The 22,588-nt window shown below is 60.5% G+C and carries 24 protein-coding genes; 14 read left to right on the top strand and 10 right to left on the bottom strand.

All coding sequences use genetic code 11. From position 1 onward, the window contains the following. Positions 1-49: 49 nt before the first annotated feature. From PH558_RS00600 to PH558_RS00590, 3 genes are all read left to right on the top strand, one after another. Positions 50-730, top strand: coding sequence for a TetR/AcrR family transcriptional regulator (locus tag PH558_RS00600; RefSeq protein WP_069616002.1), 681 nt, complete (start codon positions 50-52; stop codon positions 728-730). Positions 731-946: 216 nt separating this feature from the next. After that, positions 947-1,786, top strand: coding sequence for a GyrI-like domain-containing protein (locus PH558_RS00595; RefSeq protein WP_285201591.1), 840 nt, complete (start codon positions 947-949; stop codon positions 1,784-1,786). A gap of 158 nt (positions 1,787-1,944) precedes the next feature. Further along, entirely contained in the window at positions 1,945-2,688 is a 744-nt protein-coding gene (locus PH558_RS00590; protein ID WP_113408328.1) for a TerC family protein, read from the top strand. 45 nt (positions 2,689-2,733) lie between these two features. On the opposite strand, the gene PH558_RS00585 is transcribed toward PH558_RS00590, so the two are convergent. After that, complete coding sequence (locus PH558_RS00585; protein ID WP_095435867.1) at positions 2,734-3,144, bottom strand: hypothetical protein; 411 nt, start codon at positions 3,142-3,144, stop codon at positions 2,734-2,736. A gap of 360 nt (positions 3,145-3,504) precedes the next feature. Between PH558_RS00585 and gltX the strand changes: the two genes are divergently transcribed. From gltX to PH558_RS00570, 3 genes are read left to right on the top strand one after another with little or no spacing between them, the layout of a single operon-like run. Beyond that, entirely contained in the window at positions 3,505-4,962 is a 1,458-nt protein-coding gene (gene gltX / locus PH558_RS00580; protein ID WP_285201587.1) for a glutamate--tRNA ligase, read from the top strand. A gap of 16 nt (positions 4,963-4,978) precedes the next feature. Further along, a complete protein-coding gene (lysS, locus tag PH558_RS00575) occupies positions 4,979-6,475 on the top strand; it encodes a lysine--tRNA ligase (protein WP_285201586.1) in 1,497 nt (498 codons plus the stop codon). Between the two features lie 36 nt (positions 6,476-6,511). Continuing rightward, a complete protein-coding gene (locus tag PH558_RS00570) occupies positions 6,512-6,796 on the top strand; it encodes a hypothetical protein (RefSeq protein WP_113408331.1) in 285 nt (94 codons plus the stop codon). A gap of 41 nt (positions 6,797-6,837) precedes the next feature. Here PH558_RS00570 and PH558_RS00565 read toward each other — a convergent pair whose 3' ends face one another. Then, positions 6,838-7,674, bottom strand: a complete 837-nt coding sequence (locus PH558_RS00565; RefSeq protein WP_285201585.1) for a hypothetical protein — start codon at positions 7,672-7,674, stop codon at positions 6,838-6,840. 195 nt (positions 7,675-7,869) lie between these two features. Here PH558_RS00565 and PH558_RS00560 point away from each other — a divergent pair, with 195 nt between their 5' ends. The 8 genes from PH558_RS00560 to PH558_RS00525 all read left to right on the top strand — a co-directional run bounded on the left by PH558_RS00560 (position 7,870) and on the right by PH558_RS00525 (position 15,524). Beyond that, a complete protein-coding gene (locus tag PH558_RS00560; protein WP_113230838.1) occupies positions 7,870-8,778 on the top strand; it encodes a LysR family transcriptional regulator in 909 nt (302 codons plus the stop codon). 68 nt (positions 8,779-8,846) lie between these two features. Beyond that, positions 8,847-9,473, top strand: coding sequence for a 3'-5' exonuclease family protein (locus PH558_RS00555; RefSeq protein WP_285201583.1), 627 nt, complete (start codon positions 8,847-8,849; stop codon positions 9,471-9,473). A 135-nt stretch (positions 9,474-9,608) separates the two neighbouring features. Continuing rightward, the gene (locus tag PH558_RS00550) at positions 9,609-10,769 is read left to right on the top strand and encodes an ABC transporter substrate-binding protein (protein ID WP_285201580.1); all 1,161 of its coding nucleotides are present in this window, start codon (positions 9,609-9,611) and stop codon (positions 10,767-10,769) included. A gap of 189 nt (positions 10,770-10,958) precedes the next feature. Next, positions 10,959-11,945, top strand: coding sequence for an ABC transporter ATP-binding protein (locus PH558_RS00545; protein WP_285201578.1), 987 nt, complete (start codon positions 10,959-10,961; stop codon positions 11,943-11,945). Further along, entirely contained in the window at positions 11,942-12,916 is a 975-nt protein-coding gene (locus PH558_RS00540; RefSeq protein ID WP_285201577.1) for an ABC transporter permease, read from the top strand. The genes PH558_RS00545 and PH558_RS00540 overlap by 4 nt, the downstream gene beginning before the upstream one ends. Further along, positions 12,906-13,721, top strand: coding sequence for an ABC transporter permease (locus tag PH558_RS00535; protein ID WP_285201576.1), 816 nt, complete (start codon positions 12,906-12,908; stop codon positions 13,719-13,721). Before PH558_RS00540 ends, PH558_RS00535 begins: the two co-directional genes overlap by 11 nt. A gap of 13 nt (positions 13,722-13,734) precedes the next feature. Then, the gene (locus PH558_RS00530; RefSeq protein WP_285201574.1) at positions 13,735-15,162 is read left to right on the top strand and encodes a gamma-aminobutyraldehyde dehydrogenase; all 1,428 of its coding nucleotides are present in this window, start codon (positions 13,735-13,737) and stop codon (positions 15,160-15,162) included. 188 nt (positions 15,163-15,350) lie between these two features. Continuing rightward, positions 15,351-15,524 (top strand): DUF1328 domain-containing protein, encoded by a 174-nt coding sequence (locus PH558_RS00525; protein WP_015341190.1) that lies wholly within the window; start codon positions 15,351-15,353, stop codon positions 15,522-15,524. Positions 15,525-15,555: 31 nt separating this feature from the next. On the opposite strand, the gene PH558_RS00520 is transcribed toward PH558_RS00525, so the two are convergent. The 8 genes from PH558_RS00520 to PH558_RS00485 all read right to left on the bottom strand — a co-directional run bounded on the left by PH558_RS00520 (position 15,556) and on the right by PH558_RS00485 (position 22,586). Then, positions 15,556-16,230 (bottom strand): DUF1345 domain-containing protein, encoded by a 675-nt coding sequence (locus PH558_RS00520; RefSeq protein WP_095435879.1) that lies wholly within the window; start codon positions 16,228-16,230, stop codon positions 15,556-15,558. A gap of 108 nt (positions 16,231-16,338) precedes the next feature. Further along, positions 16,339-17,070 carry an SDR family oxidoreductase gene (locus PH558_RS00515; RefSeq protein WP_285202711.1) on the bottom strand — a complete coding sequence of 244 codons (732 nt, stop codon included), beginning with the start codon at positions 17,068-17,070 and terminating at the stop codon, positions 16,339-16,341. Between the two features lie 107 nt (positions 17,071-17,177). Further along, positions 17,178-18,311, bottom strand: coding sequence for an extracellular solute-binding protein (locus PH558_RS00510; RefSeq protein WP_285201572.1), 1,134 nt, complete (start codon positions 18,309-18,311; stop codon positions 17,178-17,180). Beyond that, positions 18,308-18,769: a MaoC/PaaZ C-terminal domain-containing protein gene (locus PH558_RS00505; protein ID WP_285201571.1), complete on the bottom strand. Its 462-nt coding sequence runs from the start codon at positions 18,767-18,769 to the stop codon at positions 18,308-18,310. Before PH558_RS00505 ends, PH558_RS00510 begins: the two co-directional genes overlap by 4 nt. Positions 18,770-18,772: 3 nt before the next feature. Then, positions 18,773-19,846, bottom strand: a complete 1,074-nt coding sequence (locus PH558_RS00500; protein ID WP_285201569.1) for a Gfo/Idh/MocA family protein — start codon at positions 19,844-19,846, stop codon at positions 18,773-18,775. A gap of 174 nt (positions 19,847-20,020) precedes the next feature. Further along, a complete protein-coding gene (locus PH558_RS00495) occupies positions 20,021-20,350 on the bottom strand; it encodes an L-rhamnose mutarotase (protein ID WP_285201568.1) in 330 nt (109 codons plus the stop codon). Positions 20,351-20,363: 13 nt separating this feature from the next. Beyond that, on the bottom strand, positions 20,364-21,476 hold the full coding sequence (locus PH558_RS00490) for a mandelate racemase/muconate lactonizing enzyme family protein (RefSeq protein ID WP_285201567.1): 1,113 nt from the start codon (positions 21,474-21,476) through the stop codon (positions 20,364-20,366). 12 nt (positions 21,477-21,488) lie between these two features. Continuing rightward, the gene (locus PH558_RS00485) at positions 21,489-22,586 is read right to left on the bottom strand and encodes an ABC transporter ATP-binding protein (RefSeq protein ID WP_113409099.1); all 1,098 of its coding nucleotides are present in this window, start codon (positions 22,584-22,586) and stop codon (positions 21,489-21,491) included. Between the last annotated feature and the right edge of the window lie 2 nt (positions 22,587-22,588).

Here is a 22,588-nt window from a genome sequence, read left to right as displayed (position 1 = left end):
TTCAGAAAAAGTGATCGAGTATCGCGCAAAGGAGACAGTGAAAGAGCCGATGAAACACGAATCCCAAAATGCCGCCGTATTGAACGCGCCTGCGCCGGGCTCCGGTGGACGCTGGGCAGCCGGCGAGGACCCTGCCAAGCGTCATCAGATTCTCGAAGGCGCCAAGCGTGTCTTTATGAAAATGGGCTTCGATGCGGCGAGCATGAACGATGTCACCCGCGAAGCGGGCGTTTCTAAGGGCACTCTCTACGTCTATTTCGCCAACAAGGAAGATCTGTTCGCCGCCATGATGGAGAGCGAGCGCACCCATTTCGTCAACCTTGTGCGCAATGCTCTTTCAGACGAAGCGGATGTCACCACCTCGCTTTATGATTTCGGTATCGTCTTCGTCACCCACGTCACCTCGGATAAGACCATCAGCGCCATGCGCACGGTCATCGGCGTGCGCGAACGCATGCCCTCGCTCTGTCAACGCTTCTTCACCGGTCCGGAAAATCTGCGCACGGTGCTGCGCGGCTTCCTCGAGCGGCAGGTTGCCGCCGGCCATCTCAAGATCGACGACTTTGACATGGCGGCACGGCACTTCCTGGAAATGGCCAGCGGCGGCTATTTCAAGCTGCGGCTCTTTGGCGACATGGAGCAGCCGCCATCGAAGGAAGAGATCGACTATGTCGTGCGCGGCGCCGTCCGCGTCTTCCTGGCAGGCTACGGTCCGGATCGCAAGGATTAGAGCAATTCCAGGAAAGTGCGCAGCGGTTTTTCGTCCAGAATTGCGTGAAATCAAAGAGATAGAGCGGTTCGGACATTCCGTGAAAACTGAACCTCTCTAAGATGAACAGGCCTCTCCTGCTGGCCGCGATGGTGTAGTAATTCAACTCCGCAATGGCGATCAAGCATCGCCATCGTCCGGAGCCTATGACTGGCCCGGCAACCAGGAGAGTTGAAAATGAACGCGATCGGCAGAGCGATATGGTTTATCGAAAGCCATTTTAAATCCGACATCTCGCTCGACGAGATCGCCGAGACGGCCGGGCTATCGCGCTTTCATCTCTCGCGCGTCTTCGGCATGACGACGGGCCACTCGATCAGCAGCTATATCCGGAGCCGCCGCCTCAGCGAAGCGGCTCTCACGCTAACCGACGGCTCCTCCTCCATTCTCCAGGTTGCCCTCGATGCCGGCTACGGCTCGCACGAGGCTTTCACCCGTGCCTTCCGCGAGCAATTCGGCATCACGCCGGAAAGCCTGCGCAAGCAAGGACACGTTCGCAACCTCGCTCTACAGGAGCCGATCAGAATGGACGACACCCGCCTTCCCAAGCTCGAGGCACCGCGCTTCGAGACCCATCCCGCAATGCTGCTTGCCGGTCTTGCGGAAACCTATGCCTATGAGGCGACAGAGGCCATCCCCTCGCTCTGGCAGAAATTCAACCAGCATTTCGGCCATATTTCCGGCCAGATCGGTAATGTCGCTTACGGCGTCTGCACCCAGGCGGAAGAAGGCAGCGAGAGCTTCCGCTATATGTCGGCAGCCGAAGTTTCCGACGCGGACGGCCTGCCCGAAGGTTTCGTGACGACCAAACTGCCTCAGCAGCGCTACGCGATCTTCACGCATCGCGGTCATATCTCCGGCATTTCCGCCACCGTGCATCAGATCTTCGGAGACTGGCTGCCGCAATCGGGTCAACAGCATGCCGGCACCCCCGACATGATGGAACGCTATGACGACCGCTTCGACCCACGCACAGGTATGGGCGCGACGGAAATCTGGATCCCCCTCAAAGGCTAGAAACCAAGCCCGGGAACAAGGCGCAAAAACAAGACCGCCGCCATGAAAATGGCGGCGCCGCTTGCACGAACCATGGCGCTCCTTACATTACGGCCATTCTGAAGAGGCCGTGCTGGGGGTCAGCATCGGCGAATGCTGATTCAAAGGGGGCATCGTCAATGGATATTATGGGGCTGATACAGGACCCGGGGGCGTGGGTGGCGCTCATCACGCTCGTCGTCATGGAAGTGGTCCTCGGCATCGACAACCTCATCTTCATCTCGATCCTGACCAACAAGCTGCCGCCGGAGCATCGTGACAGAGCCCGCAAGATCGGTATCGGCCTTGCCCTTATCATGCGCCTTGCGCTGCTCGGAACCGTCGCCTGGATTGTCCAGCTCACCCAGCCGGTCTTCGAAATCTTCGGCCAGGGCTTCTCCTGGAAGGACATGATCCTCATTGGCGGCGGCCTCTTCCTCGTCTGGAAAGCGACGAAGGAGATCCATCATAATGTCGATCCGCAGGAACAGGGTGAGGATTTCATCGCCAAATCAACGACCACGACCTTCGCCTCGGCGATCGGCCAGATCCTGCTGCTCGATCTGGTCTTCTCGATCGACAGCATCATCACCGCCGTCGGCATGACGCCGCACCTGGCGATCATGTTCGTCGCCGTCATCGCCGCCGTCACGGTCATGCTGGTCGCCGCCAACCCGCTCGCCAACTTCATCGAGAAGAACCCGAGCATCGTCATGCTGGCGCTCGCCTTCCTGCTGATGATCGGCACGACGCTGATCGCCGAAGGCATGGGCGTGCATGTTCCCAAGGGCTACATCTACGCCGCCATGGCCTTCTCCGCTCTGGTCGAAGTGCTGAACATGATGGCGCGGAACCGTCGGAAAAAAGCATCCGGCGGCCATTGATGGCGAAAGCTGCACCGATGATGCGATGCGGCTTTATCACATCGATCAATCCTGGACGTGCACGTCGACCCATTCGCCGATATCGCCGCGGCCATAAATGTCGACCTTGATCCAGACGTTGCCGCGAACGATATAATTCCCGGCATCGTCGGCGATATTGCCGTTTGCCAGCATGGCTTCCAGCTTCTGGCGATTGGAGGGCAATGAGAAGAAGCTGTCGCCCTGGTCGCCGCGGTCGCGGCGGCGATAGGCGTGATAGTTGGCGCGGTCCTGGCGGATGATCTGCCAGGGCGCCGTCAGGCGCTCGCCCTTGGAATTATAGAGATCGTCGTTGCCGATATAGGCACGATAGGATTCGATCAGTTTCGCCGAATTATCGCGCGTAATGGTCGATTGGGCAGCGGCGGCATCGACCATCGAGGCCGACAATAGCAAGCTCAAAATTAGTTTCTTCATGGGATCCCCGGAATGAACGATTGAAAACCTATTTCGCCACTGCCGCGAAAATTGCAAATCAAATTAGGCAAGCGTAAGGCTTTTCTCCTGGAACACTTATGAAGTGTAAAAACGCTTCGTGAATTTGAAAGGCCGGCTCTTTTCGATGCAGCGCAGCGTCCTCAGTGCCTCTGCCTGCTCTTGCGGCGCAGTTTCCCTTGACGTCATCCCTTGAATATGGCCTAAGGCCAGCCATACGGAAAACGCTGATAGAAGCGGCAAGACGCCCTTTTCCGGCCGGTTTCCTGATCCAGATAGACATTTTCGGCTGGACGGCGCTTGTCCCAAGCGCGGCCCGGCCTTTTATGACGGGCAAACAAGATGACCACTTCAGGCGTTCGCGTCCGCATCGCACCCTCCCCTACCGGCGAGCCGCATGTCGGCACCGCTTACATCGCGCTGTTCAACTATCTCTTCGCCAAGAAACACGGCGGCGAGTTCATCCTGCGCATCGAGGATACCGACGCGACCCGCTCCACCCCGGAATTCGAGACCAAGGTTCTCGATGCTCTGAAATGGTGCGGCCTGAAATGGTCGGAAGGCCCGGATATCGGCGGCCCTTACGGCCCTTATCGCCAGAGCGACCGCAAGGACCTCTACAAGCCCTATGTCGAGCAGATCGTCACAAACGGCCATGGCTTCCGCTGCTTCTGCACGCCTGAGCGTCTGGAAAAGATGCGCGAGGCGCAGCGCGCCGCCGGTCTGCCGCCGAAGTATGACGGCCACTGTCTGAATCTCTCGGCCGAGGAAGTGACCTCGCGCGTTGCCGCCGGCGAGCCGCATGTCGTGCGCATGAAGATCCCGACCGAAGGCTCCTGCAAGTTCCATGACGGCGTCTATGGCGACGTGGAAATCCCGTGGGATGCCGTCGACATGCAGGTCCTGCTCAAGGCCGACGGCATGCCCACCTATCACATGGCCAACGTCGTCGACGACCATCTGATGAAGATCACTCATGTCGCGCGCGGTGAGGAATGGCTCGCTTCGGTGCCGAAGCATATCCTGATCTATCAGTATCTCGGCTGGGAGCCGCCGGTGTTCATGCACCTGTCGCTGATGCGCAATGCCGACAAGTCGAAACTGTCGAAGCGCAGGAACCCGACCTCGATCTCCTATTATACGGCGCTCGGCTATATCCCCGAGGCGCTGATGAACTTCCTCGGCCTGTTCTTCATCCAGATCGCCGAAGGTGAAGAGCTCTTGAGCATGGACGAGCTTACCGCGAAGTTCGATCCGGAAAACCTCTCCAAAGCCGGCGCGATCTTCGACATCCAGAAGCTCGATTGGCTGAATGGCCGCTGGATCCGCGAAAAGCTGTCGGAAGAAGAGTTCCAGCATCGGGTACTGACCTGGGCGATGGAAAATGATCGTCTGAAGGAAGGCCTGAAGCTTTCGCAGTCGCGCATCACCAAGCTTGGTGAACTGCCTGACCTCGCCGGCTTCCTGTTCAAGTCCGACCTCAACCTTGATCCCTCTGCTTTCGCGAAGATCAAGTCGACGCCGGAAGAGCTGCTGGAAATCTTGAACACCGTGCAGCCTGATCTCGAAAAGATCCTCGAATGGAATGTCGAGACGATCGAAGCCGAGCTGCGCGCCATCGCCGACCGCATGGGCAAGAAGCTGAAGGTCATCGTCGCGCCGCTTTTCGTCGCCGTATCGGGCTCCTCGCGCTCCCTCCCGCTTTTCGATAGCATGGCGATCCTCGGCCGCTCCGTCGTCCGTCAGCGGCTAAAACTGGCCGCGCAGACCGTTGCGGCACTCGTCGGCCCGAAGAACTGAACCGGACTTTAAAACCATGAACGACAAGACCGAAACCGCTACCCTCTCCTCCGACGCAACGGAAGTTCGCGCGCAGAAGCTGAAGCTGCTGCGCGAGCAGATCGGCGACGTCTATCCGGCGCATTTCCACCGGACCATGACCAATGCCGAACTCGTCGCGAAATACGAAGGCCTGGAGCCGGATACCGAGACCGGCGATGTCGTCACCGTCGCCGGCCGCGTCTATTCCTCGCGCAACTCCGGCATGTTCATGGACATCCATGATGCCTCGGCCAAGATCCAGATCTTCAGCCACAAGGATGTGACCTCGGAAGAGGCTCGCGCATTGTTGCCGATGATCGATATCGGCGACATCATCGGCGTCACCGGCGTCGTGCGCCGCACCAAGCGCGGCGAGCTGACCATCAATGCCCAGCAGATCACCATGCTGACAAAGTCATTGTTGCCGATGCCGGAAAAATGGCACGGCCTGTCCGATATCGAGCTGCGCTATCGCAAGCGTCATCTCGACATTATGACCAACGAGGAATCGAAGCTCCGCTTCCAGCAGCGCAGCCGCATCGTCTCCGGCATCCGCCGCTTCATGGAAAATGACGGCTTCATGGAAGTCGAAACGCCGATGCTGCATTCGGTCTATGGCGGCGCCACTGCCGAGCCGTTCAAGACGCATCACAACACGCTGAAGCTCGATATGTACCTGCGCATCGCGCCGGAACTGTTCCTGAAGCGCACGCTGGTTTCCGGTCTCACCGACAAGGTCTTCGAGATCAACCGCAACTTCCGCAACGAAGGCGTCTCCACCCGGCACAATCCCGAATTCACCATGATGGAGTGCTATTGGGCCTATGCCGACTACGAGGACATCATGGATCTCGTCGAGCGGCTGTTCTCGACGCTCGCCATGTCGATCCACGGCAGCACCGAATTCGCCTTCGGCGACAAGCAGATCTCCTTCAAGGGTCCGTTCCGCCGCGTGCCGATGCCCGATGCCGTCAAGGAAGCGACCGGTATCGACTTCCTGGCGATCAAGACCGACGAAGAAGCCCGCGCCGCGTCCAAGGCTGCCGGCTTTGCCGTCGAGAAGGACGCGACCTGGGGCGAATGCCTTGCCTTCATCTTCGAGGAGAAGGTCGAAGGCACGCTGATCCAGCCGGCGCACGTCACGCATTTCCCGAAGGACATCTCGCCCTTCGCCAAGGAAGTGCCGGGCGAGCCGCGCCTCGTCGAACGTTTCGAGACCTATTGCAACGCCTGGGAACTCGGCAACGCTTTCTCGGAACTCAACGATCCGGAAGAACAGCGCGCACGCATGGTCGAGCAGCTCGAGCAGGCGCATGCGCGTGGCGAAAAGCAGAAGGAACTCGACGAGGAATTCCTCGACGCAATCGATCAGGGCATGCCGCCGGCGGGCGGTCTCGGCATCGGTGTGGACCGCCTCATCATGCTTCTGACCAACTCGCCGTCGATCCGCGACATCATCCTTTTCCCGGCCCGCCGCAACAAGGCCGATTGAGACAGCCTCGTCGCCCGAAAAGCAAAGGTGCGAACCATGACGGATAAAGAGACATCAGCCGCAGATGCCGACAGCGAGCATCAGCGGCTAGCCGATCTTGCCGAGATCGGCGACATCGATCTCTCACAATACGCACCGGGAACGTTCGGTTGCCACGAAGCGATGCACACGGCGTCGATCATGCTCGACATGACCGACGACCAGCTGCTGCAGCACCCCGCCATTCTGGCGAATCCGGACTTCTACCGTCTTGCCGGCGAAGTCCACGAGGCGCTTTTCGCGCTCTACCAAGCTATCGGCGAGAAACATCTGTCGGAATGAGGCAGTAGCCTTTCCGCCCGATAGCGCAAATCCGGTTTTGATCAGTTGGTCACGGGCGAGCGACGGTCGGCGGCCCCCGTCATGGTCGGGTCCAATCCCGGTGACGGGCTTTTTTCCTTGGCCCCGGCATCGGCGCCGATGAACTCGCCGTTCGCATCATAGCCCGGCTGCACATTGCCCGTCGATTTCGGTTCCGGCAGCGGCGGCTTGGCATCGTGGCTCTCCGCCTGATTTGCGGCTGCTTTCTCTTCCGCGGCGATCGCCGTCTTCATCTTGTCCTTCTTGGCGTCGCCGCCATTGTCTGCCGCCAGTGCGTTGTCGCAGTCGGTCAGATTCTTCAACCCGGCGATCGCCGCATCGATATCCTGCGGCAGCATAGTAATCTGCTCACCATAAAACAGGCCGGCATTGCTCGCACCGCCATCATAATAGCGTGCCGTCAGCGGTGCCTCGGAGCTGCCATCGATAAGCCTATCTGGATGCGGCACGTAAACGACATCGGCCCCCAGCGCCCGGCCACGCAAGTCAGACCGCAATGTCGGCCCATTTCTGTCGAGAACCACAACCTGAACGAGATCCGGTTTCTGCTCCTGATAGACAGCCTTGGCAACCCGGAGCGCAGTCCTGACACGCGTCAGCCCATCGGTCGGCTCGGTGCGGATATATTTGCGAACCCAGAAACGGTTATCTTTACGGATCGTGACGAGATTGACATCGGTGCACTGAAGCCCGTTGGGAGATGCGGATGCAAGACCGAGCAGCCTGTCCTTGCCGACATAAAGCGCCAATACGCCGGAGCAGCCTATGAGAAAGGCCACTCCGCCGATCATGACGACAAACTTCCGGGGTATCCGGAAAATGTGCAGTAAGGCGCTCACGCCAACTGCTCCAGCATAGACCACTCCAAGCCGACAAAAATGATCAACCCTCACGTTAGGGAATTGGCGTTTCGGAATACTTAAAACCGAGGCGAAACTTGCATCGTCTTCGATATCGTTACCAAAAAAGGTCCAAACTTTCACAGCTATGACGAGCACTTGCCTTTCCTGGCGCGAACATGCTCTAACCGGAGCATGGCCTTCACCCTGAGACAGCTGCAATACTTCGTCGCCGTGGCGGAACAAGGCTCCGTGACGCGGGCCGCGCAGAACCTGTCCATCTCCCAATCCTCAGTCACCGAAGCCCTCAAGGAACTGGAAAGCGATCTCGGCGTGGAGCTGTTCGAGCGCCATCCGCGCGGCCTGTCGATCACTCACAACGGCCACCAGTTCCTGCGCCACGCAACTAAGATCCTGGCGACGGTCTCCGACGCGCGCACCAGCTTTTCCGGCAAGCAGAACGAGGCCGGAGGCACGCTGAATATCGGCGTGACATCGCTTGTCGCCGGCTATGTTCTGTCAGATCTTCTGGCGCGCTATCGCCGCGCCTGCCCCGGGGTCGAAGTCAGTGCCATCGAGGATAATGGCGGCTATTTGGAACATCTTCTGGTTGGTGGCGAGCTCGACGTCGCCGTCATGGTCATTTCCAACCTGCGCGACCGCATGGCTCTGCAGGCCGAGATTCTGGAGACCTCGCCCTACCGCCTCTGGCTGCCGATGGGCCACCCCCTCGTCTCGGCCGATATCATCAGTGTCGCGGACATCACCCGCGAGCCGCTGATCATGCTGACCATCGATGAGATCGAGGAAAACACGGGCAAGCTTTTGACAGCACTCGGTGCCCGCCCGCATGTCGCCTTCCGCACCCGCTCTGTCGAGGCCGTGCGCAGCCTGGTTGCCACCGGCGCCGGCGTCGCACTGCTGCCGGATCTCGTCTACCGCCCCTGGTCGCTGGAAGGCGATCGCATCGAAAGCCGCGACGTCTCCGGTTCGCTGCCGGTGGTTCAGGTCGGCATGGTCTGGCGCAAGGGCTCCAGCCTGCCGCAAGCCGCCCGCGATTTCGTCGGCGTCGCAGAAAGCATGCGCTCGGGCCGGCAGCGGTAGCACGCAGTATTCCTCCGACCCGACTGAGGGGAGTACAATCGAAGATTGCTGCAAATGGAGGGTCAGGTATGAAGAACGCAATCATATTCGACTGTGAGTTCCTTTGCCTCGAAGGGTCGCAACGCCGGTCCTGGTGTGCCGCCCATGATCCCGATCCGGTCGTCGCGCAAGTCGGAGCCGTCAAGCTCAGTCTCGAAGGCGATTTCGCGATCCTGGACAGCTACAAGGCCTATGTTCGTCCGGTCGATCGGTTTGGCAAACAATATGCGCTCGATCCGTTCTTCACCGCATTGACGGGTGTGACCGAAGAGAACATCGAGGCGGAAGGAATGGCTCTGCAGGACGTCATTGCCGGCCTGGATCGTTTCTCGGATGGTGCCCGTCTCTGGTCCTGGGGCAAGGACGAGCTGAATATGATGGCGATCAGCTGTTACGTCGCCGGTATCCAGCCCCTGATCCCCGCGCATCGTTTCGACAATGCCGTCAAGCTGCTGCTTGCGGCGGGAATGCCGGTCGAAGATCTGGCGAAGACGCCAAGCAACGAGCTTTCCCACTACTATGGCGTGCAGCATCCGCCGCTTAAGGGCCATGACGCGCTCGATGATGCCTTTTCCATTTCCTACACGCTGCAGCACCTCATGCGGGCTGGAAAGCTGCGGCCGGAGGTTTTCGATCTCTCAGCCACGCACAGTTAGGAATCGGAATTTCCGATATCACCTTTCTGATAAATGAATTTGCGAATGCGGCAAAATCGCGTCACCTTTTCTTCCGGGAACAGGAAGCCAGCCACTGGCTCCACGCCATCAAGGCTCAAAAACCGGGAGAGTCCCATGAAGCATCTGCTGAAATCATGCACGGCCGCACTCGCATGCCTTAGTTTCGCAACGCAGGTCATTGCCGCCGAGCCGTTGAAGACGCTCGGCAAGGGCGAAGGCGCCGTCAGCATCGTCGCATGGGCCGGCTATATCGAGCGCGGCGAAAGCGACAAGAATTACGATTGGGTCACGGGCTTCGAAAAGGAGACCGGCTGCAAGGTCAGCGTCAAGACCGCGGCGACCTCGGACGAAATGGTTGCGTTGATGAACGAAGGCGGCTTCGACCTCGTGACCGCCTCCGGTGACGCATCGCTGCGTCTCGTTGCCGGCAAGCGCGTGCAGCCGATCAACACCGATCTGATCCCGAGCTGGAAGAACCTCGACGAGCGCCTGAAGAATGCCCCCTGGCATACCGTCAACGGCGTTCACTATGGCGTGCCCTATCTCTGGGGGCCGAACGTGCTGATGTACAACACCGATGCCTTCAAAGGTCAGGCGCCGAAGAGCTGGAACATCGTCTTCGAAGAAACGACGCTGCCCGACGGTAAGTCCAACAAGGGCCGTGTGCAGGCCTATGACGGCCCGATCTATATTGCCGATGCCGCCCTCTATCTCATGGCCCACAAGCCGGAGTTGGGCATCAAGGACCCCTACGAGCTCAACGAAGATCAGTACAAGGCCGCCCTCGAGCTGCTGCGTGGCCAGCGCAAGATCGTCAGCCGCTATTGGCATGATGCGATGATCCAGACCGACGACTTCAAGAACGAAGGCGTCGTCGCCTCCGGCTCCTGGCCGTTTCAGGTGAACCTGCTGCAGGCCGGCAAGCAGAAGATCGCCTCCACCTTCCCGGATGAGGGGACGACGGGCTGGGCCGACACCACCATGCTGCATGCCGACAGCGAGCATCCGAACTGCGCCTATATGTGGTTGGAACACTCACTGCAGGCCAAGGTTCAGGGCGATGCCGCCGCCTGGTTCGGCGCCGTGCCCTCGGTTCCGGCAGCTTGCAAGGGCAACGAACTCCTGACCGACAGCGGCTGCGCCACCAACGGCTATGATCACTTCGACAAGATCAAGTTCTGGAAGACGCCCGTCGCGAAATGCAGCACGCAGAGCGAATGCGTGCCCTATCACCGCTGGGTCTCCGACTATATCGGCGTGATCGGCGGACGGTGAAATCCTCTCTTCTCCCCAGCGGGGAGAAGATACCCGTCAGGGCAGATGAGGGGGATGAGGAACGAAGCGACTAATGTCCCGAGCAGCTAGCGAAGGACAGTCTATGCCGCAGCACCCCCTCATCCGACCCTTCGGGCCACCTTCTCCCCGAGGGGAGAAGGAAAAAACAACCTTTTCCTGGAGAAACCAATGAACGCCGTTCGTTTCCAGCAGGTGTCGCGCCATTTCGGCCAGATCCGCGCCGTAGATCGCGTCGATCTGGAGATCGCGCCCGGCGAATTCTTCGCCATGCTCGGTCCTTCCGGCTCCGGCAAGACCACCTGCCTCAGACTGATTGCCGGCTTCGAACAACCGACGGGCGGCCATATCGAGATTTTTGGCGAAACCGCCGAAGGCGTGCCGCCATACCGGCGCAACGTCAATACGGTCTTCCAGGATTATGCGCTCTTTCCGCATCTCAATATCCTCGACAACGTCGCCTATGGGCTGATGGTCAAGGGTGTCGGCAAGGCCGAACGGCTGAAGGCCGCCGAGCAGGCGCTGGAACTGGTAAAGCTGCCCGGCTATGGCGCCCGCCGTCCCGGCCAGCTCTCCGGCGGCCAGCGCCAGCGCGTGGCCCTTGCCCGCGCGCTCGTCAACAAGCCGAAGGTATTGCTGCTCGATGAGCCGCTTGGCGCGCTCGACCTGAAACTGCGCGAGCAGATGCAGGAGGAACTGAAGAGTCTACAGCGGGCGCTCGGCATCACCTTCGTCTTCGTCACCCACGATCAGGGCGAGGCCTTGTCCATGGCCGACCGCGTCGCCGTCTTCAACGACGGCCGCATCGTGCAGCAGGGCACGCCGCACGACATCTATCAGCGACCAAAGACCCGCTTCGTCGCCGATTTCGTCGGCTCCTCCAATGTCATCGCCCCCGAAACCATGTCATCGCTCGGCGGCGAAGGGCGTTGGGCAAGCCTGCGCCCCGAGGCCATCCGGTTGACTGAGGGGAGCGGCGTGGCGGCCACCGTGAAAGCGACGAGCTTTCTCGGTGCCGCTACCCGCCTCTCGGTCGAGACGAATGGCGCCCGCCTGCATGTGACCGTACCCGCTGGCCAGCCGGCTCCGGATACCGGCGCCGCCATCCGCCTCGCCTGGCTGCCGGCGGATGTCCACTACATGGATGACGCCGCATGAACACCGCCGCCTTCCCCGCCTCGTCGAGCCAGGCACCGGCCTCGATCCTGCCGCGCCGCAGCGGGTTCTTCGGCCGCCTCTCAGATCTCTTCTGGCGCCGTCCGAAACTCTTCCTCTTCCTGATGCTGACGCCGCCGCTGCTCTGGCTCGGCATCATCTATATCGGCTCGCTGATCGCGCTGCTGTTGCAGAGCTTCTTCTCGGTCGACGATTTCTCGGGAATGGTGAACTACGAATTCACCCTCTCGACTTATGCACAGCTGCTGAACTCGGCGAATTTCGATATCATCCTGCGCACCGTCGTCATGGCCGCGCTCGTCACCATCGCCTCCGCCTTCGTCGCCTTCCCCATCGCCTATTATGCAGCGCGCTATGCGCAGGGAAAATGGAAGGCGCTGTTCTATCTCGGCGTTATGCTGCCGCTCTGGTCGAGCTATCTGGTCAAGGTCTATGCCTGGAAGCTGATCCTCGCCAAGGAAGGCATCCTCACCTGGATCTTCGCCAAGCTGCATCTCGGCTGGCTGCTCGACGGCGTGCTCGCCTTACCCGTCATCGGCGGCAACTCGCTCTCGGTCAGCTATATCGGCACCTTCCTCGTCTTCGTCTATATCTGGCTGCCCTATATGATCCTGCCGACGCAGGCCGCTCTCGAGCGTGTGCCGGCGAACCTGCTGGAAGCCTCGTCCGATCTCGGTGCAACGCCGAAGCAGACCTTCCGGACCGTGCTTCTGCCGCTCGCTTTGCCTGGCGTCGTCGCCGGCTCCATCTTCACCTTTTCGCTGACATTGGGCGACTATATCATCCCGCAGATCATCGGCTCCTCGCGCCTCTTCATCGGCCAGGCCGTCTACACGCAACAGGGAACTGCCGGCAACGTGCCGCTGGCCGCCGCCTTCTCGGTCGTGCCGATCGTCATCATGGCCATCTATCTCTGGATCGCCAAAAAGCAGGGAGCTTTCGATGCGCTCTGATCGTGGCCAACGCGCCTCCTTGCCTCTAAAGATCGCAGCAGCAGGCGGCCTGCTCTTCCTGCATCTGCCGATCCTGCTGATCTTCGTCTATGCCTTCACGACTGAGGAGAAGAGTTATCAGTGGCCGCCACCGGCCCTCACCCTGCAATGGTTCGGCATCGCCTGGAACAGGCCGGATGTCTGGTCGGCGCTGGCACTCTCGGTGCAGGTCGCGACCATCGCAACCGCGATCGCATTGATCCTCGGCACGCTCTGCGCCGCGGCCGTCAGCCAGACGAAATTCTTCGGCCGCGAGGCAATCTCGCTCTTGGTCATCCTGCCAATCGCGCTGCCCGGCATCATCACCGGCATTGCGCTGCGCTCCGCCTTCAGCCTGTTCGATATCCCCTTCTCGGTCTGGACGATCGTTCTCGGCCATGCGACCTTCTGCGTCGTCGTTGTTTATAACAATGCCGTCGCCCGTTTCCGCCGCACCTCCGGTTCGCTCATCGAAGCGTCGATGGATCTTGGCGCCGATGGCTTCCAGACCTTCCGCCATATCGTCCTGCCGAACATCGGCACGGCGCTGCTCGCCGGCGGCATGCTCGCCTTCGCGCTGTCCTTCGATGAAGTCATCGTCACCACCTTTACCGGCGGCCAGCAGATGACGCTGCCGATCTGGATGCTGGAGGAACTCATTCGCCCGCGCCAGCGACCCGTGACCAACGTCGTCGCTATGGTCGTCGTGCTTGTCACCTTCCTGCCGATCCTGGCAGCCTATTATCTTACCCGCGACGGCGACCAGATCGCCGGCGGCGGCAAATGAAAGGGAGAGAATAATGGATACCCAGATGCTGATCGGCTCCCGCTTCGAAGCCGGCACGGAAACAGAAGAACGCGTCCTTAACCCGAAGACAGCCGAGACGGTGCTCAACTTGCCCGAGGCCTCGCTCGGGCAGATCGACGCCGCTGTCGACGCCGCAGAAAAAGCCTTTATGAGCTGGTCGCAGACGACGCCAAGCCAGCGCTCGGCCTATCTCCTCAAGATCGCCGATGCCATCGAGCGCGATGCCGAAGGTTTCGCTGCACTCGAAGCGCTGAACTGCGGCAAGCCGATCAACGCCGTGCTCAATGACGAAATCCCGGCGATCGTCGACTGCTATCGCTTCTTTGCCGGCGCGGTGCGCAACCTCCACGGCCCGGTCGCCGGCGAATATCTGCCCGGTCACACCTCGATGATCCGCCGCGATCCGATCGGCATCGTCGGCTCCATCGCGCCGTGGAACTATCCGCTGATGATGATGGCCTGGAAGCTGGCTCCCGCCATTGCTGGAGGCAACACCGTTGTCTTCAAACCCTCCGAGCAGACGCCGCTGACCGCCTTGAAGATGGCGAAGCTTTTGGCGGATATCCTTCCCGAGGGCGTCGTCAACGTCATTCTCGGCCGCGGCGAGAGCGTCGGCAATGCGCTGATCAACCATCCGAAGATCAGCATGGTTTCCATCACCGGCGATGTCGCCACCGGCAAGAAGGTCTTGCAGGCCGCGGCCAAGACGGTCAAGCGCACGCATCTCGAGCTCGGCGGCAAGGCGCCCGTCATCATCTTCGACGATGCCGATATCGACGCCGTAGTCGCCGGCATCCGCACCTTCGGTTACTACAATGCCGGCCAGGACTGCACCGCCGCCTGCCGCATCTATGCCGACGCCAAGGTCTACGACAATTTCGTCGCTGATCTGACGTCAGCCGTGTCAAGCATCAAGTTCAACCTCGCCGACGATACCGAGAACGAGATCGGCCCGCTGATATCCAAGCGCCAGCGCGATCGCGTCGAAAGCTTCGTCACCCGCGCCGCCGAGCACAAGCACATGGAGATCACGACAGGCGGCAAGATTTCCGGCGAACGCGGCTTCTTCTACGCACCGACCGTCGTTGCCGGCGCTACGCAGGATGACGAGATCGTCCGCCGCGAAGTCTTCGGGCCTGTGGTCTCCGTAACGCGTTTCACCAATGCCGACGACGCCGTCACCTGGGCCAATGACAGCGACTACGGCCTCGCCTCCTCGGTGTGGACAAAGGACATCAGCCGCGGCATGCAGACCGCTGCCCGCCTGCAATATGGCTGCACCTGGATCAACACCCACTTCATGCTGGTCAACGAAATGCCCCATGGCGGCCTCAAGCAATCCGGCTACGGCAAGGATATGTCGGTCTACGCGATCGAAGACTACACGGCCGTGCGGCATGTGATGATCAATCACGGGTGATGTGGGGTTTCTGTAAAACAAACGTTCCCGTGCCTGTGTGACGCCGCACCCCCCTCTGTCCCTATCGGGACAGAGGGGGGTATCGCACTCTCCACAATTCCCCAACCACCGCCAAAACCAAACCGTCCTCGGAACAAATCACCCTCCTCCCGCGTCTTTAAGAAGTACAACGCAGAGGAGACTGCTAAATGCTGAAATGGGCTCTCATTTTCTTTGTTATTTCTTTGATCAGCGGCTTTTTCGGCTTTTCCGGCGTGTCCGCGGCAACCGCAACCATTGCGCGCGTTCTCTTCGCCATCTTCCTGATCATCTTCCTGGTATTCCTGATCCTCGCCGTCATGGCCGGCAATGCCGTCGTTTGACGGCAGGGATCATCGGCGCATCGGGGCGAGCCTAGATCAGGCTCGCCCCGACATTTATGGCGAGCGCCAGGATCGTCGTATTGAACAGGAACGACAGGATGGCGTGCAGAAGCGCGAGCTTACGCATCGAAACGGTGGAAATGCCGATATCGGCGGTCTGCGCCGCAACCCCGATCGTGAAAGAGAAATAGAGGAAGTCCCAATAGATCGGCTCCTCCAAAGGCTCGGCAAATTTCAGCCCCTGCCCCTTGCCGGGAACACTATAGAACCGGTGCGCATAGTGGATGGTAAACAGCGTATGCAGGAAGGTCCAGGATATCAGGATCGTCACGATCGCCATCATCACGCGGTAGAAGGCGATTTCGGGCGAAGCGTCCTTGACGCCGAGCAGATCGAGCGCAATACCGCCGATGCTCGCGATTGCCGCTGCAATCGACAGGAACAGCAGAAACCCATCCGAGAAATCGAGATCGGCCGAGCGCTTGCGAATGCGCTGCGGGTCGGCCGTCAGCATTCGATAGAGACTGTAGACGATATAGACGACGGCAGTGGTGTCCCAGGCGATCAGCAAATTGCCTGTATTGAGAGCTCTTGATGTCAGAAGCAGAAAGACGGCAATACCGGCAAGCACGGCAATAAGGATGACATGGTGTTTGCGCCACAGCACACGCCATCTGGAATGATGCAAATGTCCCTGCGCATCCATGCCGCTCTCCCGATCGCAAATCGTCTTTCAAAACAACGATTCGCCGACGAGAGTGGCAAATAAAAGGAAGCCCCGCAATACAGGGGCCTCGACCCTCAAAATGCAGCCTCAGCCCGTCCAGCCGCCGTCTATGACGTGGATCTGGCCTGTCGTAAAGCCCGCCTCGTCGCCGGCGAGATAGGTCACCAGCGCGGCGATCTCTTCGGCAGTCGCGATCCGGCCCATCGGCTGGCGGGCGATAAAGTCCTTCATCGCCTTCTCGTAGTCACCGGTTGCCTTCAGCCGCTCATGCAGCGAGGGGCTATCGACCGTGCCAGGGCAAATCGCATTGGCGCGAATGCCCTTGGCGACGAAATCGGCGGCGATCGATTTGGTCAGGCCGATCACGGCAGCCTTGGAGGCGCAATAGGCAAAACGGTTCGGCACGCCCTTCACGCTGGAAGCAACGGAGGCCATGTTGACGATCGAACCCTTGCCCTTCTCCAGCATGCCCGGCAGGAAGGCCCGGCAGGTCGTGTACATCGCCTTGGCATTGAGGTTGAAGGAGAAATCCCAATCCTTCTCCTCGCAATCCAGGATCGTGCCGGCATGCACGAAGCCGGCGCAATTGAAGAGCACATCGATCGGGCCAAGCTCTTCTGCGTAGGCCTTGACGGCGGCGCCATCGAGCACGTTCAGGACATGCTTGGTAGCGCCGTCGAGCGTCGAGAGCGTCTGCTCGTTGATGTCGGTGGCATAGACATGCGCGCCGAGCGCGATGAAGCGCTCCGCCGACGCCCGGCCGATGCCTTGCCCCGCCGCCGTAATGACGACCTTCTTGCCTTCCAACCCGTGACCCATGATCCTGATCCTTTCCTCCGGGACCATGATCCTATCCATTCCGCCGGCTGCGTAGCCGAAACCTCAGACAAGATCATGCAATAACAATCAGTTGACGCAGTTCTTCCTTAACCCTCGAAGGACTGCGCAAAGCGTCGATTCAGCTTGTCGATAAGGACTGTATGTCGTTCGCCGGTTCGCAGTCCATCGCTAATCACCGCGGATGCGTCGCTTTGAAATGCCATGTAGCCGTCATGCCGCGGCCGCACATAGGCGCCCTCCAGCGTCGCACGCGTATTGCGGTAAAAATCGAGCGCCGGCGCGTTGACCGCATCGCTGACCCAGGCGTCGGCATGGCCGGGCTGGCCGTTTCCGCTTGCATAAATGCCGGCCTGCACCGGCCCACCGGCGATCCAGCGCGCAAAGGCCTTCGCCTCCTCCGGCGCCTTTGTGCGTGCCGACACGGCAATGCCGGTGCCACCCAGCGCCGAACCATTCGGCGGCCGCCTGTCGATAACTGGCATATCCGCAAAGGCGATCCGTGCCGGCCTGAAACCCGCAAAGGAATAATTGACGTAACCGTAGATGAAGGGCGACGCCACATGGGGGCTGTCGGGCTGGCCCATCAGGTCGAGCACGGCGATCGGGTCCATCTCGTAACAACGGGCATCCATCCCGGCAACGATCCGTGCCATCCAGTCGAGCACCGCTTCACCATCGGCCTTGCTGATGAAATCCGGACCCTCAACGCTGCAGGGGGTGCCGAGATGAGCAGCCAGCGAGATAAAGGTCATCAGCGAATGCGGCGGCCGCATCGGCAGGATCGCTTTGCCTTCCTTGGCGAGCGTCACGAATTCGGCGAGATCCTTGACCGGCGCGCTCAGTCGGCCAGGCCGATAGGCCTGCACCTGTGTTGCCGCATCGAGCGGAAAGGCCCATTGCCGGCCTTGCCAGTTGTAGCTCGGATAAGAGCGCCCAACAGTGCCGGCGGCGATCGCGGCAATTTCCTCCGCATAGCCTGCGTCATCGAGCGGCAGCAAGCAGTTCTCGCGCGTGATCTGGCCGACATGCGGATGATCGATGACGATGAGATCGTATTGGGCGGCAAGCTCCTCCACCGGAAAGGTCTCGAAATCCTGCAGCGAGCGCTTTTCCCAGCTGATCTCGACATCGGTCTTTTCCCGCCACACCTTCGAGCAGGCGATCATTGGATCGTAGCCGCGCGGATGCGACCAGGTCATTCCCTTAAGTTTTACCATCATGCCTTCCCCGCGCTCGGCTTGCGCTCGACAATCAGGATGTGATCGGCGGCGAGTACGACTTCGTCGCGCTGGTTCAGCACTTCACAACGCTCGACCACACGACCGGAAGCCGGGCGTTTCGGATCATCCTCCTTCGCCGAAATGGTGACGCGGGTGCGGATCGTATCGCCGATATGCACCGGGCGGACGAAGCGGAGCCGATCATAGCCATAGGAAAAGGCGACGGGATTGATGAGCGAGGCCGTCAGTCCGACGCCGATCGCAAAGATCATCGTGCCATGCGCGATGCGCTGGCCGCCGGGCAAGGTCCTGGCGAATTCCGCATCCATATGATGCGGGAAGAAATCGCCGGTATGGCCGGCATGAACGACGAAATCCGTCTCGGTGATCGTCCGTCCCGTGGTCACCCTGACGTGGCCGAGTTCGTAATCTTCGAAATAGAGGGTTTGTTCTGCCATTGCTCAAGCCTTTGGAAGTTCGGCAATCGGCGTCGCCGGCGCGGCGCTCGATTGATAGGCGGCCTCGACGAGCGCCATGGTCTGCCAGGCATCCTCGACGGAGCCGATCAGTTCCTGATCCTCGCCGGATGCGAAGCGCTGCAGGTTGGCCATGCGGTTGACGAAAGCATCCGGGAACCAGGCGCCCTCCAGCTTGACCTCGACCCAATCGCTGCCGCCCTCAGGGCGGATCCACAGCTCGTCCGGCTCGCCGCGCGGATAGTCGAGATTGACGCCAAGCTTGACATAGGCAGCACCCTTGGTGCCGGCGATGCGAAACTCACAGGCCTGGAACTTGCGGCCGAAATCATGGTCGTGATTGACCGAGAGCACGCAGCGAACCTTGTCGCCATAATCGAGGATTGCCGCCGTCCGCGTCTGCGCGACATCGTGATTGGGATGGCCGATGGTCTTGGCATGAACGCCTCGCGGATTGCCAAGCAGCCCACGAATGAAATCGAGATAGTGGATCGAGTGCATGGCGATCTCGATCCGCGGCAGGCCTTTCAGAAAAGGCCAGAGCCCCCACGGTGTCGCAAGCGCCAGCCAGGCGTCGAAATCGACGACCTCGCCGAGATACCCTTTGTTCACCGCATCATAAAGCGCCAACATCATCGGCGCGAAGCGAAGCTGGAAATTGACGGCCGCCTTGATATCCCGTTCGCGGCAGACCCGCAGGATTTCGGAGGCGCCGGCAAGATCGCTGCCCATCGGCTTCTGGATCAGCGCGAAGGAGCCGCGCGGCAATTTCGCAAGGATGGTGGCGTGTGCTGCCGGCGGCGTCGCCAGATCGAAGATCGCATCCTCGACGGCAAGGGCTTCTGCCTCTGAGGCGAAAGCTTTAATGCCCCATCGAGCAGCTAGCGCCATCGCCTTTTCAGCATTCGGATCGTAGAGGCCCGCAACGGGAAAGTCGGCTTGCTTATAAGCCGGAAGATGCGCGTCGCCGACGATACTGCCGGCACCAAAGATCACGATCGGACGTGGCTTCGAAGGCTTCCGCCACCATTGGCGGAGGGATTTGGGATCGAAGGTCATGACACCCTCCCCTTGAGGGGGAGGGTCGGACCAACGGTCCGGGGCGGGGTGATCCCTCCTCGTGCGAAAACGGCAACGCTATGCGCCCGGAGCATCACCCCCACCCGCGCGTTCCGCGCGACCTCCCCCCTCAAGGGGGAGGTGACCACTTCGCGGTCTGTTCCACTCCAGTCTCTAATCATGATGAAACACCTCCTCCATCATGGCCCACCATTCGCCTTGCCTGCGGGTCTCGAACGGCTTCTGGCAGGGTATGCAGAAGGACCACCACTCCTGATTCTTCGGGCTGGCAGCCATCTTGGCCATATCGGCCTCGAAGTCCGTGCCGACATATTCCCAATAGCCGAAGAGCAGGTTTTCCGGCTCCTTCAGGAAGATCGAATAGTTGGTGACGTTGCATTCGGAGATCAGTGCGAGGATCTCGGGCCAGACGGCCGCGTGAAGCGCCTTGTATTCCGCGATCTTGGCCGGCTCCAGGCCGATCACCATTCCCATCCGCTGCATGGTCCGTTCCTCCTCAGCCGTGGATTTCCCGGGTGAACTCGCCGATCGAACGCGCCTTCACCGCTTCCCAGTCCCAGGCGATGCCGATGCCAGGCTCTGATGGCGCCACCGCCTTGCCATCGACGATGTCCATGCCCTTGGTGGTGAGATCGTCGAGCTGCGGGATGTATTCGACATATTTGCCGTTCGGCACGGCGCAGGTGAGGCTGACATGCAGCTCCATCAGGAAGTGCGGGCAGACGGGGATATCGAAAGCCTCGGCCGCATGCGCCACCTTCAGCCAGGGCGTGATGCCGCCGATGCGGGCGACATCCACCTGCACGATCGAGCAGGCGCCCTTCTGCATGTATTCGCGGAAATGCCGGATCGAATATATGGATTCGCCGACCGCGATCGGCGTCGGCGTCGATCGGGTCAGCCGGATATGGCCATCGAGATCGTCGGCCGGTAACGGCTCCTCGATCCAGGCAAGGTCCAGTTCCTTGAGGCGTGCTGCCCGGCGGATCGCCTCATCGACGGTGAAGCCCTGATTGCAGTCGGTCATGATCTCGAAGCCTGAGCCGAGTGCCAGGCGCATCGCGGCCAGCCGGTCGTAATCCTCGGAGCCATGCGGCTTGCCGATCTTCACCTTCGAGCCGGAAAAGCCCTTGGCCTTTGCCTGCAGAGCGTCTTCGACCAGGGCTTCCTTCTCGATGTGCAGCCAGCCGCCTTCCGTCGTGTAGAGCGGGCAACGATCCTTGGCGCCACCGGCAAGCTTCCAGAGCGGCAGGCCTTGCTTCTTGGCCCGCAGATCCCAAAGCGCGGTATCGACAGCCGCAAGCGCCAGCGCTGTGATCGGCCCGATCGTCGTAGCATGTGTGGCGAATTCCAGTCTGTGCCAGATCGCCTCGATGCAATCGGCATCCGCGCCGATCAGCAGCGGCACCAGATGGTCGGACAGCAGCCGCATGACGGACGAGCCACCGGTGCCGATCGTATAGCTGTAGCCGGTGCCGACTGCGCCGTCGCTGTCGGTGATGGTGACGATCGGCGTCTCCTGACTGACGAAGCTCTGGATGGCATCCGTCCGCTTCACTTTCGGCGGCAGGTCGACCATGCGCAGTTCAATTTTCTCGATACGTGCCATGGGAGCTATTCCTCAGTTTGCCAGGCTCTTGCCGGTTTCGGCAGAGAACAGATGTGCCTGGCTGAGATCGAAGCTCATCTTCAGCCGTTCGCCGCTCTTCAGCGCGCGCGGATTGAGCATGCGCGTCACCCATTCGCGCCCGGCGAATTCGACAAAGACGAGTGTTTCATTGCCGAGCGGTTCGGTGATGGCAACCGGCAAGGTCAGCTCGTAGACCGCCGATTCCACGCCGGAATGCAGGCCGTGGCCGGTCGGGAAGATATCGTCGGGCCTGAGACCGAAGACGACCTTTTCTCCTTCCCTGACCTTGCCGGCAAACTGGTTCGGCAGCGGCAGACGGTCGCCATTCTTAAAGATGAGTTCTCCGCCCTTCAGCGTCGCCTCTTCGATGTTCATCGGCGGCGAACCGATGAAGCCGGCAACGAAGCGGGTGGCGGGCCGCTTGAACACTTCGTCCGGCGTGCCGACCTGTTCGATGTGGCCGTCGCGCATGATGACGATGCGGTCGGCCAGCGTCATGGCTTCTACCTGGTCGTGCGTCACGTAGACCACCGTCGACTGCACTTTGGCATGCAGTTTCTTGATCTCGGTGCGCATCTGCGTGCGCAGCTTGGCATCGAGGTTCGACAGCGGCTCGTCGAAGAGGAAGACCTCCGGCTGGCGCACGATAGCGCGGCCCATGGCAACGCGCTGACGCTGGCCACCGGAAAGCTGCGCCGGGCGGCGATCCATCAGCGCTTCGAGGCTCAAAATAGCAGCGGCCTCGTTGACGCGCCGGTCGATCTCGGCCTGCGGCTGCTTGGCGATCTTCAGCGAGAAACCCATGTTCTCGCGCACGGTCATATGCGGATAGAGCGCATAGGACTGGAACACCATGGAGATGTTGCGGTCGCGCGGCGGCAGGTCGTTGACGATCGTATCGCCGATCTCGATCGTGCCGTCGGACACATCCTCCAGACCTGCGATCATGCGCAGCGTCGTCGACTTGCCGCAGCCGGACGGACCGACGAGCGCGATGAACTCCTTGTCCGCGATGTCGAGATCGATCCCGTGGACGATTTCCAGTGCGCCGTAACGCTTGACGAGTTTTTTGAGGGAAACCTGAGCCATGG

This window comes from Rhizobium pantanalense (assembly GCF_030182525.1).
Lineage (GTDB): Bacteria > Pseudomonadota > Alphaproteobacteria > Rhizobiales > Rhizobiaceae > Rhizobium.
This window is presented reverse-complemented; position numbering and strand designations above follow the sequence as displayed.